Raw genomic sequence first — 18,883 nt, 5'->3', positions numbered from 1 at the left:
GCCTGGCTTGACCTTAGTGAAACAGAAGGAAGACCGTATGGCACGCGCCCTCGTCATGATCCCTGCGGGAGAAGTGTACGATCACGACAATGTCCGCTGGTATCGTCACACCGACGTTCAGGGCAGCATCAATCATTATCACAATATCGGCGATGCCTTCGTGTTCGAGTCATCGTTGAAACTGATGAATTACGAGAAGGCTTCAGAACTTCCGATCACCAATTTCTCACCTGAGAAGATTGATCAGCTGCGTGAAGAGTATGATTATGTGATCCTGCGCGGTTCGAACTATATCAACAAGGATATGAACTGGCGCGACACGATCCCGGTCTTGCAACGGCTTAAACTGCCGGTCATAGCATTCGGTATCGGAGCACAAGCGCCGGTCAGAGGAGAAATACAGCTTTCCGAAGAGACCAAGGCGGTCCTGCGCATCATTGCAGATTCGACGACATCCATCGGTGTGCGCGGCGCTTACACGGCGCAGGTACTGAACGATATCGGCATCCGCAATGTGCGCATCGTCGGTTGTCCAACGGCGTTTCGCCGCAACAACCAGCATTTGCGTATCAAGTTGCCACCACTGGAAAACGTGGCTCAAGTCGGCGTTACGGTTCGTCGAGAGGTTTCACCAGCCTATGCGCAGGATATCGAGCAATATCTGACGCGTCACCGCGACCTTATCAAAACCATGGCCGAGCGCTTCGATGTGACCTTGATGGCTCAGGGCGAGATCGATGAGAAGAAAATGGTCTTCGGCACTGCGGAGCAGAAGGAGGAGGCCATTGCAGCGCTCAAGAACCATCGCTGGACAGCGGACTGGTATTTCGACGAGACAATAGAAAACCTCTATCGCCATCGTATGTTCTATTCGGATGTCGTTGCCGATTACGAGGAACTGGTGCGCAGGCAACAGCTCGTTCTCGGCTATCGCCTGCATGGTAATCTGATGGCGCTGGCCAACGGTGTGCCGTCCATCTATTTCACCTATGACAGCCGTACAGCCGAATTTGCCGAAACCTACAAGATACCGAGCTATGACGTCTTCAGCGACAAGCCTTTCCGGCTGGAAGACTATTGGGATCAGTCGTTGTTCGACAAGTATAACCGGGCATGGTTCGAGACCTATGCCGAGATGAAGCAGTTTCTCGATGAAAATGGTGTCGACAACAAGATGACCGAAACCGGACTTCCCATCGCGGAACTGAAGGTCGCGTAAGATTTAGTTCTTTGGCAGTTGAGCGGAGCTATTCCCCTTCTGCTCTTCTGCCAGAAGCGACCACGCAGCAATGAACATCGCGGCAATCAGCGGCCCGACCACAAAACCATTGATCCCGATCAGTGAAATGCCCCCAACCGTGGAGATCAGCACGACATAATCCGGCATGCGGGTGCCTTTTCCGACCAGAGGCGGGCGCAGGAGATTATCGACCAGTCCGATCACGAATACGCCCACGAAAACCAGAATGCCTCCGCTGATCCATTCTCCGCTTGCAAAGAACCAGGCCGCTGCCGGCACCCAGACCAGTGCTGCGCCGACCGCTGGCAGCATGGAAAGGAATGTCATCAACACGCCCCAGAGCAAAGCCGCCTCAACGCCCAAGGACCAGAAAGTCACACCGCCGATCGTGCCCTGAATGATGGCAATGATGATATTGCCTTTCACCGTCGCGCGGATGACAGCGATGAACTTTTCCAGAAACTGCCGCGTGTAATCATCATTGAGCGGAATGGCCTGCCTGATCTTCCGTCCAAGGTCCGCACCGTCGCGAAACAGGAAGAACAGCAGATAGAGCATGATGCCGAAGCCTATGAAAAATTGCAGCGTGTTCTGGCCGAAGCTGACCAGTTTTCCGGCAAAAAGCTGACTGCCCTGCATGATCGCAGACGATATGCGCGCCCGCCATTCCGCGAAATCACCCAGCTCGAACCGGGTCAGCCACTCCTCCAACGAATCCGGCAAGGCGCCCAGAATGCGTGAGATATAGCTGTTCAGATCAAACTCGCGACTGCTCAGGCGTTGATAGAGAGAGTTTCCCTCCTGTACCAGCGAACCGAAAATCGCAAGCATTGGAATGATGACCAGACAGATGCACATCAGCACGGAAAGCAGAGCGGCAATGTTTTTCCTGCCGCCGAGCAGACGTTCCAGGCGTTGTTGTACTGGCGAGAACACCACGGCGAGAATGACTGCCCAGAGAACCGCCGAATAATAAGGCAACAGCAGCCATGCAAAGGCGATGGTGACCAGTGCCAGTAGAATATAGAAGCTCGCGCGCTGGACGGACATAATCACCTGCTGCAGATTTCCGGGTCAGGAAACCCTGCCCGGAAAACCATTCCAATTCAATAGAGAAGCGCAGGCCCGGCAGGTTATGCCGCTTTCAGAGGCACCCGCTTTTCATCGGGAAGTGAACGCGCGAGTGTGCTCAGAAGATCGCTTTGCGACACCAAACCGATGATGCGGCGCATTTCATCAACAACCACGACAGCATGCGCCAATCCATCGGTCAGGCTGGGCAGAAGGCTCATCACCGGATCGGCTTGCGCAGCGGTGGGCGCTTCCACGATATAGTTTCTGAAATCGTCACCCGGATGCATCAATTCGCGCAAACCGACTACGCCTTTCAGGCGACCGTCGGCCGTGTGTACCGGCAAGGTCAGTAGATTATGCCGCAAGATCAGGTCGCGCGCCTGGCTCGCCGTTGCATCTTCATCGATACTGACGACATCACGAGACATAATGTCGGCGCAGGTCAGGTCGCCGTGGGAACGAATGGACACTTCAAGCTCCACTTGCCGCAGCAGACGTCCAAGATCGTTGCGATCGATATCGAAGCTTTCATCCAGTGCAAGCAAGGCGCGGTCGATATCTTCCTCGCGGATACCCATCCGGACCGAAGGCGGCAAATCTTCGGTGCTGTGCTTGTTTACCGGAGCAGCCGCCGCCACGTGCGGATATTTCCGACGCGACAGTTTGTGAAAAAGGATACCAAGGCCGACCAGAAGGCAAGAGTTCAGCGCGACCGGCACAAGCGGAAACAGCAATCCCCACTTGGCAACCGCAGAACCACCCAGAACTGCAGTCAGCGCCGCTGCGCCACCGGGCGGATGGAGGCTACGGGTAACCGACATTGCCGCGATCGCGAGCGCCACGCCAAGGCCGATCGCCAAAGCCGGATCATCAACAAACTGGGTGACGGCCAGTCCCACAAAGGCGGAAATCGTGTTGCCGCCGATGATCGACCACGGCTGCGCCAGCGGGCTGGTTGGAACTGCGAAAAGCAGAACCGCCGAAGCACCGATTGGCGCTACGATCAAAGGCAGATGCGGACCGCTTCCCAGCAGCATGCTCGATATGAATCCGGTCAGCGCGATACCAATCAAGGCACCGAGGCAAGCAATCGAACGTTCTCGCAGCGTTGCACCGGCAAGAACTGGCTTGAACAGTCGGAGCGCACGCGACTGGTGTTGTTCTGGATCTCTCTGGGTCATTCCGTCAATCAGGCCGATGATAGGGGACGCTTCAGCGAAAACCCGTTGAAGCTAAAGACTGTTCTCTTGGGGGTGAGACAATATCCTGCCCTTGCCGGATTCGAACAAGAAAGCAAATCCGTATCCGCTTGCCGGAATGGAAAAATTGTTCCCCGTTCATCAACTCATCGAGAACAATGGTCTCAATGTCATTTCAAGCCCCAGGATCATAAGGCCGATCAGAAACCATCGACGAAAGTTTTCCGGTCGGATTTTGCGGCGACAAGCCTGCCCTAGGAACATGCCAACCAGTGAAGGAACAATGGCCAGAACAGACGCCAGCAGGAGATCACCGGAATATGCTTGCCTGCTCGAAAGCCCGACCGCAAGTGCAGCAGTCGAGACAGTAAAGGAAAGCCCGAGCGACTGCACAAGATCATCTTTTCTGAATCCTAGCGATTGCAGATAGGGCACAGCCGGTATGACGAATATCCCTGTAGCGCCCGCAATCAAGCCGGTCAGCAGCCCGATGACAGGTGACAGCAGGCGTTCAAGCTTTTCCGACACCTGTAGCTGGCGGGCGAACAACGTGTAGGCTGCATAGATAACGAGCGAGAAGCCCAGCATCGATGTGGTGACTGCAATGTTCCCCCCGACCAGAACCGCAGTTCCCGCAATGGTCCCGACTGCAATGGCAAGCATCATGCTCCAGAGACGAAGCATAAGCTGACCGAAGCTAGGCCCCGCCAGAAGCTGCCAAAGATTGGTGATGAAAGACGGAATAATCAACAGGCTTGCAGCTGAGAGCGGAGATATCAGCGCGCCCAATATGCCCATGGCGACTGTGGGCAGCCCCATTCCTGTCACGCCTTTGACAAAGCCGGCACCGAGGAACGTTACCGCAATCGTCAGGATCAAGGGTAATGAATAAATCATGTCCCTGCTATAGCGACTTGGCCATCGGACGGAATGCGGAAGTTCCTTATAGAGCCTTCGGCTTTCCCATAGGCAGAATTCGCGCTAACATCGCTTATGCGCTTTGATCTTACCGACCTTCGCCTCTTCCTCGCTGTCGCCGATACCGGCAGCATCACTCATGGCGCGGCTGAAATCGGCCTGTCGCTTCCAGCGGCAAGCGAGCGCCTGCGTGATATGGAGGCCTCCGGGCAGGTTTCGCTTTTGGAGCGGGGACGACGCGGCGTTGCCCTTACCGAAGCAGGCGAAGCCCTTGTCCATCACGCAAGAGCGGTCATGCGGCAGATGGCCGACCTGCATAGCGAATTGGGCTCACATGCCAAAACCATGCGCACAGCCATTCGCGTCGCGGCCAATACCGCTACCGTCACCGAATATCTTCCGGCAAAACTCGCCGCCTGGATGGCAAAAAATCCTCGCATCGATGTGGAGTTGAAAGAACGACAGAGCAGCGATATTGCTCGTGCCATTTTGCGCGGCTTTGTTGAGATCGGAATTTTATCGGATGCGGTGGAAACTACGGGTTTGGAGCTGGTTCCTTTTGCAATAGATCAGCTGGTACTGATCACTGCCAGAAGCCATCCGCTGGCTGAACATAAGCGCGTGAGTTTCTCTGACATCCTGCAGGAACAGTTCATCGGTCTATCAGCTGGCGCACTGCAGGAGCACCTCGAAATTCAGGCAACCCGGCTAGGCGGCAGACTTAAAATCAGGACGAAACTCCGCACGTTTGAAGGGGTCGGTAATATGGTGGCTGCCAGCGTAGGTGTTGCGATCATTCCGCAGACCGCCGCCCGACGCCTTAGAAAGACACTCCCCATTGCAACGGTCGCTATCTCCGATGCTTGGGCAAGAAGAAATCTGGCAATAGCGGTGCAATCCTTAGAAGAACTTACCACACCGGCCAGGAGCCTCGTCGATCACCTCGTCTTGAATGCTGAGCTTCCTGCAATTAAAACTGCATAAGATTAGCCCCGATCAGAAAGAACCTTCAAGACGATACCTCAACGCACGGCGAAAACATGACAAGCGAGCTACCCAGACTTTGGTAGTACAAGCGCTTTCATTGAAGGTCAGGCATTGGCAAGCCGCCGGGATACATCTACATTCTTTTTCAAGCGCACCGAATAATCCTGCCAATTCAAGAGCAACAACGGTGCAGAAACATTTTATTGCAGTCATTGAATAGTATCGCATCTGATTGCCCGAAGCGCCCAAAGAGGCGTGGGGAACCAAATTCAGAATACCGGCACGCCCGCCGCAACATAGTCTGGGAGGACGCTATGATGAAAACTATCGCCGCTCTGGCGACAACACTTGCTATTTCCACCGCAGCTTTCACCGCACAGGCACAAAATTATCCGGAACGGACGATCACCATGGTCGTGCCTTTCTCAGCCGGTGGGCCTACCGATACTGTCACGCGACTTGTGGCAGAATCCATGTCCAAGGATCTCGGACAACAGGTTATCGTCGAGAATGTCGGCGGCGCAGGTGGAACACTCGGAGCCGGGCGCGTCGCAACCGCCGATCCGGATGGCTATACGCTTCTGCTTCACCATATCGGCATGGCCACAAGCGCCACGCTTTACCGCAAGCTCGCTTATGACACGCTGAACGCGTTTGAATATGTCGGTCTTGTCACGGAAGTTCCGATGACGATTGTTGCACGCAAAGACCTTGAGCCAACCGATCTCAAGGGGCTGATCGAATATGCCAAGGCCAACAAAGATACGGCGACGGTCGCCAATGCCGGTATCGGCGCGGCATCGCATCTTTGCGGCATGTTGTTCATGAGCGCGATTGAAACGCCGCTCGTTACAGTTCCCTACAAGGGAACCGGCCCGGCCATGACCGATCTTCTCGGTGGACAGGTCGACATCATGTGTGACCAGACCACCAACACGACGAAGCAGATTCAGGCCGGCACGATCAAGGCTTATGCCGTTACCTCGCCTGAACGTCTGGACGTACTGAAAGACCTTCCGACTACCAAGGAAGCCGGTCTGGACGGCATGGAAGTGGGCATCTGGCACGGCATCTATGCCCCCAAGGGAACCCCGGCGGAAGTCACCGAACGTCTGTCGAAGTCGCTTCAGGTGGCCTTGAAAGACCAGAATGTGGTTGCCCGTTTTGCCGAACTCGGCACAAAGCCGTCTCCGGAATCCGATGCGACACCGGCCGCGTTAAAGGCCAAGCTCGAATCCGAAATCGCGCGCTGGAAGCCGATTATCGAAGCTGCAGGACAATACGCGGACTGATCGTACAGGAAACAATCAGGGCATGTCATTTGACGCGCCTTGATTGTCGTTTTCCCTTCGGCTGCACATCAAACTGCAGTCGACGTGATACACGACCGACGTCATATGCCGACCTTCCGGCATAGCCCTTTCAACGGCAAATCCGAAAGACGATTGGCCATGAACGAGCCCTCAAGGAAATTCTCAATAGATCCGACCAACGGATTGTGCGGTGCACTGCTCGCACTGACAGGCGCCTTTTTTGCCTATCAGTCGCTTGGTCTGGACCTCGGCACATCGCTACGTATGGGACCGGGATATTTCCCACTTGTCCTTTCCGGTGTTCTGATCCTGCTTGGACTGGTCATCCTTATTCAGGCTACACGTGTCTCCGGCGAGCCTATCGGCCCGATCGCTTGGCGCGGCCTGTTCTTTATTCTGCCTGCGCCGATATTCTTCGGCCTGACCGTGCGCGGCCTCGGCTTCGTACCGTCGCTGTTTCTGACCTGTCTCATCGCCTCTTTCGCCTCGATGCGTATGAAACCACTTGCAGCGATCATTCTTGCCGCTGCAATCACGGTCTTTTCGGTCATTGTCTTCAGCTACGCGCTCGCGCTGCCATATCAGCGTTTCGGGCCCTGGTGGCCGTTCTAAAGGGGGGCACGAGCATGGAGCTTTTCAACAATCTTGCGCTTGGCTTCTCAACAGCATCGACGCTTGCCAATCTCGGCTTTTGCCTTATCGGCGTATTGCTTGGCACGTTGATCGGCGTTCTGCCGGGCATCGGTGCTACCGCGACCATTGCCATGCTTCTTCCGATCACGTTCCAGATTGGCGATCCGGTTTCGGCACTGATCATGCTTGCTGGCATCTATTACGGTGCCCAATATGGCGGGTCGACAACCGCAATTCTCATCAACATGCCGGGAGAATCCTCGTCCGCAGTGACGGCCATCGACGGCTACCAGATGGCGCGCCGCGGGCGTGCCGGTGCAGCACTTGCAATCGCGGCAATCGGTTCATTCTTCGCCGGTACTGTCTCCACCTTTCTGGTGGCGATCTTCGCTCCGCCACTCACAGAAATCGCCCTGAAATTCGGCTCGGCTGAGTATTTCTCGCTGATGGTCGTCGGGCTGGTGTCGTCCGTGGCACTGGCGCACGGTTCGATCATCAAGGCTCTGGCGATGGTTGTACTGGGGCTGCTGCTCGGTCTTATCGGTACTGACATCTACACCGGCACACCGCGTTTCACGCTCGGCATTACAGAATATGCGGATGGTCTCAATTTCGTTGCCGTTGCTGTCGGCGTGTTCGGCATCGCTGAAATTCTGCGCAATCTCGAAAACGAACATGCACGCGAAGTGCTGATGGCCAAAGTCACAGGACTGATGCCGACGCGCGACGATTTCAAGCGCATGACTGCGCCAATCCTGCGCGGAACGGTCATCGGTTCGGCGCTTGGTATCCTGCCCGGCGGTGGCGCCATTCTGGCGTCTTTTGCTTCCTACACGGTGGAAAAGCGCATTTCCGATACGCCGGAAGAGTTCGGAAAGGGCGCGATAGCAGGCGTTGCAGGACCGGAATCCGCCAACAATGCCGGTGCGCAGACATCCTTCATTCCGATGCTCACGCTCGGCATTCCAGCCAATCCGGTCATGGCATTGATGATCGGCGCCATGATTATTCAGGGCATCGTGCCAGGCCCGAATGTTGCAACAGAACAACCCGCCTTGTTCTGGGGTGTGATTGCGTCGATGTGGATAGGCAATCTCATGCTCATCATCTTGAACCTGCCACTGATCGGCCTGTGGGTAAAGCTTCTGACAGTGCCCTACTATGTGCTTTTTCCGATTATCATGACTTTCTGTTCAATCGGCGTTTATAGCGTCAATTCGAATGTCTACGATCTCTACGCAGTCGCCTTCTTCGGCTTCATCGGCTATCTGCTGGCCAAACTGCGCTGCGAACCGGCCCCCCTGCTGCTTGGCTTCGTTCTCGGCCCGTTGCTGGAGGAACATCTGCGACGCGCCATGATCCTGTCACGCGGCGACCCGGCAACCTTTTTCACCCGCCCGATCAGCGCCATTCTGCTCGCCATAGCTGCGGCCGTTCTCGTGGTCGTGCTGCTTCCATCGGTACGCAAGAAGCGCGACGAGGTGTTCGTCGAGGAAGGTTAACCTAGGTTAAGCCAAAAGATGACGCTGGAGCATTGATATGCTATAGGAACCGGGGGCTTGGCCGGGGGCCTGTATTGTCGTTTGAATCGCCAGCACAGAGGGAGGTGTCATGGCGGACGAACAGCGTCGAAGCTTCCGGCAGCGACTGGCTGCCATCGTCATTGCGGGTATCGGCACGGCCGCCGCAAGCGTATTCTCCTATGCAGCGGCAATTTATGAGGCAGCCAATCCCGAGCCTATGCGGGAACTGAGCCCCGGCGAGACGGTCGATACTGGACGCTGGCACGTGGCGATAACCGGCGCGCGCTTTAGCTCTGTTCCACCGACCGGCGTGAAACCTTACGAGCCCAAAAACTACCTCATGGTCGATGTCAGTCTCGACAATCGTTCCGCGTCGTCAGCCTATGCATCGCGAAGGCTCCTCACCCTCGATCCGCCAAATCCGGCGCTGAAAGACCCGATCGTTTACATCATCAAGGACAAATGGATTGCGAGTCCGATCAATCCCGGCATGCCGGAAAAGCTGACCGTAGTATGGGAATGGCCGCAAGGTGAAACTCCGCCGCAGGAAGTGCGGCTCCTCATTGGCAGTGAAATCTACAAGAAGCGGGATAATCTCTATGGGGCCTCTACATGGCTTGATCGGGACCCCATCGCGGTCATCCAATTGCCTGTTCATATGTCATCTGCCGAGAGCGAAGGATGATGGGCTGGCTCAAAAGCACTCTCATGCTGTGCGTGGCCGTCGCCGCGCTATACGGCATGCAGCATTCCACCCCCTATTACAGCGATATCTTTTCCTCCGTAACCATTGAAGGACAGCAGGGAAAGCCAGCAGAAACCAGTCGTTTCGTCGTCGGCATCGTGAATGTTTATCGAGCCCGGCAACTGACAACACCCGGCATCGGAAGCACCCGCGCCTATAATACGGATGGCGAATGGCTGGTCATCGAGGCCGCAGCCAAAGCAAAGATCGAGAGCCTTGGCCTCGCGGCTGTCGAATGGCTTGGGCCGAACGGTATCCGCTACGCCATGAGCAAACGCCCGACTTATGCGCCCGGTATAGTCGGCTCTGAACGGCTGGAGCCGGGGATTCCACGTCCTATACTGATGGTGTTTGAATTGCCGCGTGACCAGATCGCAGGTGGAAAGCTGCTCATTGCCGAATCTTCACTGACCCCTCTTTCAGAACAGGTGCAGATCAGCATGAACTCCACGGCGCAGGACAATGTCAGCCAGTCAATCGCGATCAAACGCATGGGGACCATCATGCCCTGGCAATTGGAGGTCAGCCAATGAGTGAAGCAGCCTCTTCAGGCGAGCGAAAATCGTTCTGGATATGCCTTGCTCTCCTGATTATCGCCCTGCCCCTTGCTGTTTTCGTGCGTTCCGACGGCGGTTTGTTGCGCTGGATCGAGCAGAACCTGCAAGAGCCGATTGTCGTGCCGCGTGGCGATGTGCAGACTTATGCTGGTGCCAACTGGAAACTGGTCGCATTGGACAAGTTTCCAGGCACATTGCCAAAAACCAGTATCGTACTTGCAGAAATCGAAGTGGCTATTCAGGACACTGAACAGTTGAAACAGTTGATACCCTGTTTCGTAACTGCGACGGACGCTGAAGGCCGCAGCTGGTCGACATTGTATGTATCCAATCAAGTAATCCAAAAACTGAAACCGGAAGCCGCCGACAAGCCGAAATGCTATGATCTTGCCAATGAAAATGGCAGCGCCCCGGTTCGTATCGTCGAGAGCTTTCTTGTTCCCGAAAACGTTGGAGAGCTTTCGCTATCGCTCTCTATGCTGGGGAAACAGCCTGAGCATCTGGTTCTGAAATAGCCCTGTTCTTCTGGCTCACCAACGCATATTCGAGGACTGCCGCCAGAAGTGCGATACGTATTGCGTCAAGCAGGATGCCGCCATCAAGCTCCGTCGGGCTACCGATCAGAATAGCCAGAACATTGGCGATGCGTTGCCAAATTTCGATATCGTATGGTCCAAGATAATGGGTCGTACCGTACCAGATCCATGCGCCGGTCCAGCTTATGGCACGGTAGAGAACGATAAACGACAGCAGGGTTCCAAGCCCTGCCCCGACGACAAGTTTCAGGCAGGTCCATACAGGCCGGTAGCGGCTGCGATAACCGCCCAGATAATGTGCAGTGAAGTCGCTCAACCACTTCCGGAAGGTCGTTCCGCGAGATGGGGCTGGCGGAACCGGTGCTTTCCTGGCGGACAGATCATAGCCGTAGATGATGGCCGCCATCACCAGCCAGACCATCGGCAAGAGCGCATAGAAGAACAGATTCTGCGCCTGTACCCAGAAGCTCGGTTGCTGAAACTCCACGGGCACAAAATTTTCGGCAGCGTAAGCGCTCATCGACAACCATGCAGCACTGACATCGAAACCATCGAGCAGGGACCCGGCCCCAATCCAGCGGATGAGATCATCCTTCCACTTATCGAGCGCAAACAGACCTATGAATATCCAGCTTGCGTCGGCGGCGACAATCAACAGCCGCAACCAAGGTGAATGGACTTTCTCATTCGCCCGTTTGGCAATCCAGCGGATCAGCCAGCAGACGAAAATTGCCGCGATCAGGCTGCCGGAACGCACAAGGTCGAATATGTGCATCTTCTCGCCAAAGGCTGTGCGCTCAAAAGCAAGCCGCGAATATTCGCGCACTGTGTCGCCAAGAAAGCCCCATGCGGCGTAATAGGCGAAGAACGGCAGAATGACGGCTGCCGTCACCATCAGCATACGGTCGGCCTTGCGATTGTCGGGCGACGGTGCGGTTCCTGCCGTAGCGGTTTGGCGCAACGAAGCAAGCGCTGGCAATCCGGGGCGCAGCGTGGCGAACATCGTCACCACGACGAGCAGCTTCACAAGTACGACCAGCGAAAGCACGACCATTCCGGCGAGCGGAAAATATCCGCCCGCGCGTACCGCAGCATCGAGCAGCAAGTCGCGTGCAATATAGCCCAGCGTACCGATAAGCAGCAGCTGGGGCCAGAACCGTGCCAGAAGACGGGCTGTCAGAGCGAGCAGACCGCCGATATCCTTGAGCATCGTCATGGCCGCAGTTTAGCCAGCTGATTGGTAGGGCTCAATATATTTTATTCGTCTAATATATAGACCTGCACTTATCCACGCCGCGTGCCGGAAGATACGATGTCGAGATAGACAGCCAGAACAAGAATGCTCCCCTTGATGATCTGCTGCCAGAACGTATCGACGCCGAGCATGGACATGCCGTTGTCGAGGCTCGACATGATGAGCGCACCGACCAGTGCACCCAGCACGGAACCAACGCCGCCGCGCATGGAGGTGCCGCCGATGAAACAGGAGGCAATGGCGTCAAGTTCGCCGCCCATGCCTGCCGATGGCGTGCCTGCCGCGAGGCGTGAGGTCGTTGTCAGGCCAGCCACCGCCGCCATCAACCCCATCAGTGCGAAGACTGCCATTTTGACGAAATTGACGTTCACGCCGGAAAAGCGCGTCGCTTCGGTGTTCGAACCAACCGCATAGATGTGGCGACCAAACACGGTCTGTTTTGCAATGACAGTGAAGACGCCAAGGATCACCAGCAGGATCAGCACCGGAACCGGCACACCCTGATAGCTGTTGAGGATCAGGATAAAACCGAGGATCAGGATACCAATACCGAGAAGCCTTGCGACTTCCATCCCGGATGAAAGTGTCTGGAGATTATGCTTGCGCTTGCTGGCCCGCGTACGCAACGTCATCAGGATCAGCACGCCGAACAGGGCAATGGCGCAGAGATTGCCAAGCCAGCCCGGCAGATAGCCCTGTCCGATATATTTGAACTCCGGAGAGATCGGCGCAATGGTGACGCCACCCATAATGCCGAGCACGATGCCGCGAAACACAAGTTGGCCGCCAAGCGTGACGATGAAGGACGGTATGCCGAGATAGGCAGTCAGCCAGCCGTTAAAAGCGCCAAGCGCCACGCCGAGAACCAGAACCGTGCTGATCGTCGCCCATAAGGGCCATCCGTAGATCACATCGAGAACAGCGGCGACACCGCCCAAAAGCCCTAATAGTGCGCCGACAGAAAGATCGATTTCGCCGGCAACAATGACGAAAACCATCGCAGATGCGAGCATTCCGGTAATGGCCATCTGGCGTAGAAGATTGGAGAAGTTGCGTGCCGTCAGGAACTGCGAACGTCCCATTTCGGGGTCATAGGTAAGGATCGCAAACAATGCCCAGATGAGCGCAACCACAATCAGCAGCGCGACAATCTTATAATCCGCCAGAAACTTCCGAAGGCTTTTGCCCGTCAATGTCATATCATGCACCGGTCAAATTTGAGCATTTCCAGCAAAGATGTGAAGCGGTTTTGCATAAGGAAAATGCGTGAAAACAAAGAGTTATTCGAGGATCAGGCCGCATTGGTCATCGGTTTGCCGATTGCAGCGGCAAGCACCTTCTCCTGGGTAAGATTTTCATTGGGGAAATCGCCACGCAGCCTGCCCTCGCCGATCACGAGAACACGGTCGCTGATGCCAAGAACTTCCGGCATTTCGGAAGAGACCATCAGCACCGCGACACCCTGTTTCGCGAGTGCGAAGATCAGTTTGTAGATTTCATATTTCGCACCAACATCGACGCCCCGCGTCGGCTCATCGAGAATGAGCACCTTGGGGTCTGGCAGCATCATCTTCGACAGCACCGCCTTTTGCTGGTTGCCACCGGACAGGGACGCAATTTCCAGCATCGGATCGGCAGTCTTCACCTTGAGGCGCAGAATTTCGCGCTGGATCGTGGCCAGTTCCGCTTCCTTGTCGAGCAATCCGCGCAAGGAAAAGCGATCCAGCACGGAGACCGTCATATTATAGCCCACAGGCATGATCGGCAGGATGCCATCCTTCTTTCGGTCCTCCGGCACCATGCAGATGCCCTGTCGAACCGCATCACGCGGCGTGCGGATTTTCAGCTCCTTGCCTTCCAGAAAGACTTGACCGTCATGCGCTCCGGGCCAGACACCGAACAGGCTGGACACCAGTTCCGTGCGCCCCGCGCCCACCAGCCCGGCAATACCGAGAATTTCACCGCGTCGCAGCGCGAATGAAACATTGTCGACCACCTTGCGATCCGGATTGGTCACATCCCAGCAGTTGATTTTGCGTGCCTCGAAAACAACCTCGCCAATATCGTGCGGCTCGCGCGGAAACAGGTTTTTCATCTCGCGCCCCACCATCATGGTGATGATGGCTGGCGTGGTGAGTTCCGCCATCGGCTTCGTCGCGATATGCGTTCCGTCGCGAATGACCGTCACCGTGTCGGAAATTTCGGCCACTTCATCCAGCTTGTGGGAGATGTAGACACAGGCCATGCCTTGCGCCTTGAAGTCCTTGATGAGATCGAGAAGGACGCGTGTTTCGGATGCCGTCAGCGCCGATGTCGGCTCATCCAGAATGAGCAGCTTCGCATTCTTGTTGATCGCCTTTGCGATCTCGATCAACTGCTGCTTGCCACCCGGATAATGATAGACCGGAAGCGCGACATTGATGTCATGGATCTTGAGGCGCGCCAGAAGTTCCGTCGCGCGCGCATTCATCTGGTCATAATCGATGAAGCCTCCGCTTGTCGGCTCCGATCCCAGAAAGATGTTTTCCGCAACCGAGAGATGCGGCACCATCATGAGTTCCTGATGGATGATGACGATACCCGCGGCTTCCGTATCGCGGATGCCCGTCGCCTTCAGTTCCTGGCCTTCCCAGAAAATTTCCCCGCTCCAGGTGCCATGGGGATAAACGCCGGAAAGCACTTTCATCAGCGTGGATTTGCCTGCGCCGTTCTCACCGCAAAGGCCGACACACTCGCCCGCGCGCACTTTCAGGTAAATACCGTCAAGCGCTTTCACGCCGTTGAAGTCCTTACCGATATTGCGCATCTCTAGAAGATATTCGGACATCGCATATGACCTTGCAGTAATGCAGCAGAATGAGCCGTCCGGTTTCAAACCACACCATCTTCTGGCGGAAATGTTCCGGACAACGCTGTCACAGACAGCATCGACAAGTTGGTGGGGCCAGAAGCTGGATCATGATTTCCAGACTTCCGGCCCCACTATTCTCTCAAGGATAAGTCGCCGGAAAAGCTTACTTCCCTTCAATCTGCTCCTTGGTGTAGAAGCCGTCCTGAACGTAGATGTCGATATTGTCCTTGGTCACGGCAGTCGGCGTCAGCAGAAGCGTGTCGACCTGCTTGCCGCCATTGTCGAGCTTGGAATTGAACTCAGGCGTTTCACCCTTGACCATCTGGACGGTCAGCTTGGCAGCTTCCGAAGCAATGAGTTTCAGCGGCTTGTAGACCGTCACGGTCTGCGTACCGTCAATCAGACGCTTGACGGCGGCAAGGTCGCTATCCTGACCGGAAACAGCAGTCTTTCCAGCCAGTCCCTGCGCGGCAAGAGCCTGAATGGCGCCACCGGCGGTGCCGTCGTTTGAAGCAACAACCGCATCAATCTTGTTCTGTGCAGCCGTCAGAGCATTTTCCATGATGGAGAGCGCTTCCGTCGGGCTCCACTCCTTCACCCACTGCGAGCCGATGACCTTCACCTTGCCTGAATCGATAGCTTCTTTCAGAGCCTTTTCCTGTCCGGCACGGAGAAGCTTGGCGTTGTTATCCGTCGGCGAGCCGCCAAGGAGATAATAATTGCCTTCCGGCTTGGCCTTCAGAACGGCTTCAGCCTGCATGAAGCCGACGCGCTCATTGTCGAACGAGATATAGGCATCGATATCCGCATTGAGGATCAGACGGTCATAGGACAGAACCTTGATGCCGGATGCCTTGGCATCAGCCACAACCGCATCGAAAACCTTGGAGTTCATCGGCACGATGACGATGGCGTCAACACCCTGCGCAATCAGGTTTTCAACCTGCTTGACCTGCTTTTCCTCGTTGCCGTCAGCCGACTGTACATTGACCTTGGCGCCCAGCTTTTCTGCCGCTTCAATGAAATAGTCGCGATCACGCGCCCAGCGCTCGACGCGAAGGTCGTCGATGGAAAAGCCAATGACCGGGTTTTCCGGCGAAGCATAGACCGGCGTGGACGCCATGGCGCCAATGCCCAAAGCCGCGGCAACCAGCGCGCCGGTCAGAAAATTACGACGTTTCATGCAAATCTCCTCCAAACAACACCGGCGTGCTACCGGCTGATACCAAACCGCGCCCCCGAACGTATTCCGCCCCCGGAGTTCGGCACAACAAAACAGCCCTCTTCAGAGCTGCTTATTCCTTGAATGGCTGATCCTCCCAAAGGCGCTTTGCGCCAAGATCACTCCATCGGGACAGCGTGCAAAAGACACACTGCCCCATCCTCGGGAACCATTGATACGTGAAGAAAAATGAATAGCAAGCATTTTTTGATTTACGTACCTCATTTTTGATCTTATGGTCCGCATCGAGGAGCGAGGATGAAACCTACAGTCCATGATATAGCCAGAACAGCGGGCGTCAGCCTTGCCACGGTAGACCGTGTGCTGAACGAACGTCCGGGCGTGAGAGCGAAGACGCGCGACCGGGTTATGGAAGCGATGAACACGCTCGGCTATGTGCGCGATGTGGGTGCTGCCAACCTCGCGCGCGGACGGCTTTATCAGTTCGATTTTATTTTGCCGGACAATGAAAATACCTTCATGCTGAGCCTGCGCGCGGAACTGCAATCCGCGACAGAACGGGCTTTGGCTGAGCGTGTGCTGGTCAATGTCGTACTCGTTCCGGCCTTCGATGAAGCAGCACTTGTCGCAGCACTGGACGAATGTGCCTCACGCAAGCCCGACGGCGTTGCATTCGTGGCAGTCGACACCGATCCCGTGCGCGAAGCCTGCGCCCGATTGGGTGAGCAAGGCATTCACGCCGTCACGCTCGTATCCGACCTTGGGCATTCCACACGAACGCATTATGTCGGCGTCGATAACGGCGCAGCCGGACGCACGGCAGCGCGGCTTCTGGGGCTCTTTGCCAACGGAACGGAGGGGGCTCTTGCGGTGGTCGCCGGTTCGTTGAAAGTCCGCGATCATCAGGAACGTTTCGACGGTTTTACGGCAGCCATGAAAGCAGACTTTCCGGGCCGCGAGATATTGCCCGTTCTGGAAGGCTTCGATGAAGGATCGCGTGTGGAACAGCTTGTCGGCAAGCTGCTTGACGAGCGCAGCGACATTGCCGGGATTTATAGCCTCGGCGCTGGCAACAGCGGTCTTGTGAAGGCGTTGGCTGAGCATACATCCAATCGACCGCTCGTCATCGCGCATGAACGCGACAGCGTGACCTCAAAAGCGCTGACAGATGGCATTATCCATGCGGTGCTGGCGCAGGATGCGGGCCATGAAATCCGCAGCGCCATCCGGGTTCTCAAAGCATCTGCGGATCGTCTGGCGATCGTTCCGGGACAGGAACACATCCGCATCGAAATTTTCCTTAAAGACAACCTGCCGCATTTCGACTGACGCGCGGGCCACAACGCCTTTCCAACAGGAGCAAATATGTATCTCGGGCTCGATCTAGGAACATCCGGTGTCAAGGCGCTGTTGATCGACGACGCGCAGACGGTGATCGGTTCGGCCCATGGCGAACTGGACGTGTCCCGCCCCCATCCGGGCTGGAGCGAACAGGACCCGGCACAGTGGATCAAGGCCTGCCGCACTGCAATTGATGGCCTACGCGCGGCCCATCCGAAAGAGTTTTCAGCGATTGCCGGTATCGGCCTTTCCGGCCAGATGCATGGCGCTACCCTGCTGGACGAACAGGATCAGGTATTGCACCCCTGCATCCTCTGGAACGATACGCGCAGCTATCGCGAAGCGGCCAAACTCGATGCCGATCCGGCGTTTCGCGCCATCACCGGCAATATTGTCTTTCCCGGTTTTACCGCACCGAAGCTGGTCTGGGTTGCCAATAACGAACCGGATATTTTTGCGCGCATCCGCAAGGTGCTGCTGCCGAAGGACTACCTTCGCCTCTGGCTGACCGGGGAATATGTCTCCGACATGTCGGATTCGGCAGGCACGAGCTGGCTGGATACCGGTGCACGCCATTGGTCGCGCGAGCTTCTGGACAAGACCAACCTCGATGAGAGCCAGATGCCGCGCCTTGCCGAAGGCACGGACGCAACCGGACGGCTGCGGGCCGGACTTGCCGCCGAATGGGGCATTGCCGGTCAGCCGGTCGTGGCGGGCGGTGCTGGCGACAATGCCGCCTCGGCCTGCGGCATGGGCACAGTTAAGCCGGGCCATGCCTTCGTTTCGCTCGGCACATCAGGCGTGCTCTTTGCCGCAAATGGTGCCTATCAGCCGAAGCCTGAAAGTGCGGTTCATGCCTTCTGTCATGCCTTGCCCGGCACATGGCACCAGATGGGTGTCATCCTGTCCGCAGCAAGCGCGCTTGACTGGTATGCACGGCTTGTCGGCAAAACGGCACATGAACTCGATAAGGCACTCGGCGACACGCTGAATGCACCGGGCAGCGCGACATTCCTGCCCTATCTCTCGGGCGAACGCACCCCGTATAACGATGCGAAGATACGCGGCGTATTTTCAGGCCTTGAGCATGAATCCGATCAGCGCGCATTAACGCAAGCCGTTCTGGAAGGCGTCGCCTTCGCTATCCGTGACAATCTCGCCGCGCTGCAATCGGCTGGCACCGATATCAAGTCGCTGACCGCCGTCGGCGGTGGCTCGCGCTCCACCTATTGGCTGAAGGCAATCGCGACCGCGTTGAATGTACCGATTGCCTTGCCGGAAGAAGGCGACTTCGGCGGCGCTTATGGTGCCGCACGACTGGGCCTCATTGCGGCAACCGGCGTCGATCCATTTGCCGTCTGCACGCCACCGCGTACGGAGCGCACGATAGAGCCGGAAGCCGCCCTGCTCCCTGCCTATGAGGAAGCCTATCAGCGCTATCACGCCCTTTATCCGGCACTGCACGCCCTCGCCGGTTCGTGACGCTGCCGCAAACAATCAGACATGACGACATTCGAACGGGAGGACA

At 56.3% G+C, this 18,883-nt stretch carries 17 protein-coding genes; 10 read left to right on the top strand and 7 right to left on the bottom strand.

What is annotated here, in order from left to right; translation table 11 throughout:
* Window positions 1–37: 37 nt before the first annotated feature.
* The gene (locus OANT_RS17735; protein ID WP_040128358.1) at window positions 38–1,219 is read left to right on the top strand and encodes a polysaccharide pyruvyl transferase family protein; all 1,182 of its coding nucleotides are present in this window, start codon (window positions 38–40) and stop codon (window positions 1,217–1,219) included.
* Window positions 1,220–1,222: 3 nt separating this feature from the next.
* On the opposite strand, the gene OANT_RS17730 is transcribed toward OANT_RS17735, so the two are convergent.
* From OANT_RS17730 to OANT_RS17720, 3 genes are all read right to left on the bottom strand, one after another.
* Window positions 1,223–2,290: an AI-2E family transporter gene (locus OANT_RS17730; protein ID WP_012092851.1), complete on the bottom strand. Its 1,068-nt coding sequence runs from the start codon at window positions 2,288–2,290 to the stop codon at window positions 1,223–1,225.
* Window positions 2,291–2,373: 83 nt separating this feature from the next.
* On the bottom strand, window positions 2,374–3,495 hold the full coding sequence (locus OANT_RS17725; protein WP_012092850.1) for an HPP family protein: 1,122 nt from the start codon (window positions 3,493–3,495) through the stop codon (window positions 2,374–2,376).
* A 159-nt stretch (window positions 3,496–3,654) separates the two neighbouring features.
* Window positions 3,655–4,410, bottom strand: coding sequence for a sulfite exporter TauE/SafE family protein (locus tag OANT_RS17720; RefSeq protein ID WP_012092849.1), 756 nt, complete (start codon window positions 4,408–4,410; stop codon window positions 3,655–3,657).
* Window positions 4,411–4,506: 96 nt separating this feature from the next.
* Here OANT_RS17720 and OANT_RS17715 point away from each other — a divergent pair, with 96 nt between their 5' ends.
* The 7 genes from OANT_RS17715 to OANT_RS17685 all read left to right on the top strand — a co-directional run bounded on the left by OANT_RS17715 (window position 4,507) and on the right by OANT_RS17685 (window position 10,704).
* Window positions 4,507–5,415 carry a LysR substrate-binding domain-containing protein gene (locus tag OANT_RS17715; RefSeq protein ID WP_012092848.1) on the top strand — a complete coding sequence of 303 codons (909 nt, stop codon included), beginning with the start codon at window positions 4,507–4,509 and terminating at the stop codon, window positions 5,413–5,415.
* A gap of 317 nt (window positions 5,416–5,732) precedes the next feature.
* On the top strand, window positions 5,733–6,710 hold the full coding sequence (locus OANT_RS17710) for a tripartite tricarboxylate transporter substrate-binding protein (protein ID WP_012092847.1): 978 nt from the start codon (window positions 5,733–5,735) through the stop codon (window positions 6,708–6,710).
* 159 nt (window positions 6,711–6,869) lie between these two features.
* Window positions 6,870–7,343 carry a tripartite tricarboxylate transporter TctB family protein gene (locus OANT_RS17705; RefSeq protein ID WP_010658620.1) on the top strand — a complete coding sequence of 158 codons (474 nt, stop codon included), beginning with the start codon at window positions 6,870–6,872 and terminating at the stop codon, window positions 7,341–7,343.
* 14 nt (window positions 7,344–7,357) lie between these two features.
* Window positions 7,358–8,866, top strand: coding sequence for a tripartite tricarboxylate transporter permease (locus OANT_RS17700; RefSeq protein ID WP_010658619.1), 1,509 nt, complete (start codon window positions 7,358–7,360; stop codon window positions 8,864–8,866).
* Window positions 8,867–8,975: 109 nt separating this feature from the next.
* Window positions 8,976–9,572, top strand: coding sequence for a hypothetical protein (locus OANT_RS17695; protein WP_012092845.1), 597 nt, complete (start codon window positions 8,976–8,978; stop codon window positions 9,570–9,572).
* Window positions 9,572–10,165, top strand: a complete 594-nt coding sequence (locus OANT_RS17690) for a hypothetical protein (protein ID WP_040128716.1) — start codon at window positions 9,572–9,574, stop codon at window positions 10,163–10,165. Before OANT_RS17695 ends, OANT_RS17690 begins: the two co-directional genes overlap by 1 nt.
* Window positions 10,162–10,704, top strand: coding sequence for a hypothetical protein (locus tag OANT_RS17685; protein ID WP_012092843.1), 543 nt, complete (start codon window positions 10,162–10,164; stop codon window positions 10,702–10,704). The genes OANT_RS17690 and OANT_RS17685 overlap by 4 nt, the downstream gene beginning before the upstream one ends.
* Here OANT_RS17685 and OANT_RS17680 read toward each other — a convergent pair.
* The 4 genes from OANT_RS17680 to xylF all read right to left on the bottom strand — a co-directional run bounded on the left by OANT_RS17680 (window position 10,664) and on the right by xylF (window position 16,014).
* Window positions 10,664–11,941, bottom strand: coding sequence for a hypothetical protein (locus OANT_RS17680; RefSeq protein WP_012092842.1), 1,278 nt, complete (start codon window positions 11,939–11,941; stop codon window positions 10,664–10,666). The two genes, OANT_RS17685 and OANT_RS17680, sit on opposite strands and share 41 nt — an antisense overlap.
* A 68-nt stretch (window positions 11,942–12,009) precedes the next feature.
* Window positions 12,010–13,179, bottom strand: a complete 1,170-nt coding sequence (locus tag OANT_RS17675) for a sugar ABC transporter permease (protein ID WP_012092841.1) — start codon at window positions 13,177–13,179, stop codon at window positions 12,010–12,012.
* Between the two features lie 92 nt (window positions 13,180–13,271).
* On the bottom strand, window positions 13,272–14,807 hold the full coding sequence (locus OANT_RS17670) for a xylose ABC transporter ATP-binding protein (protein WP_012092840.1): 1,536 nt from the start codon (window positions 14,805–14,807) through the stop codon (window positions 13,272–13,274).
* Window positions 14,808–14,994: 187 nt separating this feature from the next.
* On the bottom strand, window positions 14,995–16,014 hold the full coding sequence (gene xylF / locus OANT_RS17665) for a D-xylose ABC transporter substrate-binding protein (protein ID WP_010658612.1): 1,020 nt from the start codon (window positions 16,012–16,014) through the stop codon (window positions 14,995–14,997).
* Window positions 16,015–16,311: 297 nt separating this feature from the next.
* Between xylF and OANT_RS17660 the strand changes: the two genes are divergently transcribed.
* Both OANT_RS17660 and xylB read left to right on the top strand, forming a co-directional pair.
* The gene (locus tag OANT_RS17660) at window positions 16,312–17,343 is read left to right on the top strand and encodes a LacI family DNA-binding transcriptional regulator (protein ID WP_010658611.1); all 1,032 of its coding nucleotides are present in this window, start codon (window positions 16,312–16,314) and stop codon (window positions 17,341–17,343) included.
* 36 nt (window positions 17,344–17,379) lie between these two features.
* Entirely contained in the window at window positions 17,380–18,837 is a 1,458-nt protein-coding gene (xylB, locus tag OANT_RS17655; protein WP_012092839.1) for a xylulokinase, read from the top strand.
* Window positions 18,838–18,883 lie beyond the last annotated feature (46 nt).

It is taken from the genome of Brucella anthropi ATCC 49188 (assembly GCF_000017405.1).
Classification (GTDB): domain Bacteria; phylum Pseudomonadota; class Alphaproteobacteria; order Rhizobiales; family Rhizobiaceae; genus Brucella; species Brucella anthropi.
The sequence above is the reverse complement of the archived record's forward strand: the minus strand, read 5'-3'. Positions and strand labels throughout refer to the sequence as shown.

Excerpts from the sequence above, each read along its gene's own strand:
- OANT_RS17735 (WP_040128358.1), top strand. The coding sequence starts at position 38 with ATGGCACGCGCCCTCGTCATGATCCCTGCGGGAGAAGTGTACGATCAC.
- xylB (WP_012092839.1), top strand. The coding sequence starts at position 17,380 with ATGTATCTCGGGCTCGATCTAGGAACATCCGGTGTCAAGGCGCTGTTG.
- OANT_RS17680 (WP_012092842.1), bottom strand. The coding sequence starts at position 11,941 with ATGACGATGCTCAAGGATATCGGCGGTCTGCTCGCTCTGACAGCCCGT.
- OANT_RS17670 (WP_012092840.1), bottom strand. The coding sequence starts at position 14,807 with ATGTCCGAATATCTTCTAGAGATGCGCAATATCGGTAAGGACTTCAAC.
- OANT_RS17700 (WP_010658619.1), top strand. The coding sequence starts at position 7,358 with ATGGAGCTTTTCAACAATCTTGCGCTTGGCTTCTCAACAGCATCGACG.
- OANT_RS17725 (WP_012092850.1), bottom strand. The coding sequence starts at position 3,495 with ATGACCCAGAGAGATCCAGAACAACACCAGTCGCGTGCGCTCCGACTG.
- OANT_RS17675 (WP_012092841.1), bottom strand. The coding sequence starts at position 13,179 with ATGACATTGACGGGCAAAAGCCTTCGGAAGTTTCTGGCGGATTATAAG.
- OANT_RS17685 (WP_012092843.1), top strand. The coding sequence starts at position 10,162 with ATGAGTGAAGCAGCCTCTTCAGGCGAGCGAAAATCGTTCTGGATATGC.
- OANT_RS17690 (WP_040128716.1), top strand. The coding sequence starts at position 9,572 with ATGGGCTGGCTCAAAAGCACTCTCATGCTGTGCGTGGCCGTCGCCGCG.
- OANT_RS17705 (WP_010658620.1), top strand. The coding sequence starts at position 6,870 with ATGAACGAGCCCTCAAGGAAATTCTCAATAGATCCGACCAACGGATTG.
- OANT_RS17710 (WP_012092847.1), top strand. The coding sequence starts at position 5,733 with ATGATGAAAACTATCGCCGCTCTGGCGACAACACTTGCTATTTCCACC.
- OANT_RS17720 (WP_012092849.1), bottom strand. The coding sequence starts at position 4,410 with ATGATTTATTCATTACCCTTGATCCTGACGATTGCGGTAACGTTCCTC.
- OANT_RS17715 (WP_012092848.1), top strand. The coding sequence starts at position 4,507 with ATGCGCTTTGATCTTACCGACCTTCGCCTCTTCCTCGCTGTCGCCGAT.
- xylF (WP_010658612.1), bottom strand. The coding sequence starts at position 16,014 with ATGAAACGTCGTAATTTTCTGACCGGCGCGCTGGTTGCCGCGGCTTTG.
- OANT_RS17695 (WP_012092845.1), top strand. The coding sequence starts at position 8,976 with ATGGCGGACGAACAGCGTCGAAGCTTCCGGCAGCGACTGGCTGCCATC.
- OANT_RS17660 (WP_010658611.1), top strand. The coding sequence starts at position 16,312 with ATGAAACCTACAGTCCATGATATAGCCAGAACAGCGGGCGTCAGCCTT.
- OANT_RS17730 (WP_012092851.1), bottom strand. The coding sequence starts at position 2,290 with ATGTCCGTCCAGCGCGCGAGCTTCTATATTCTACTGGCACTGGTCACC.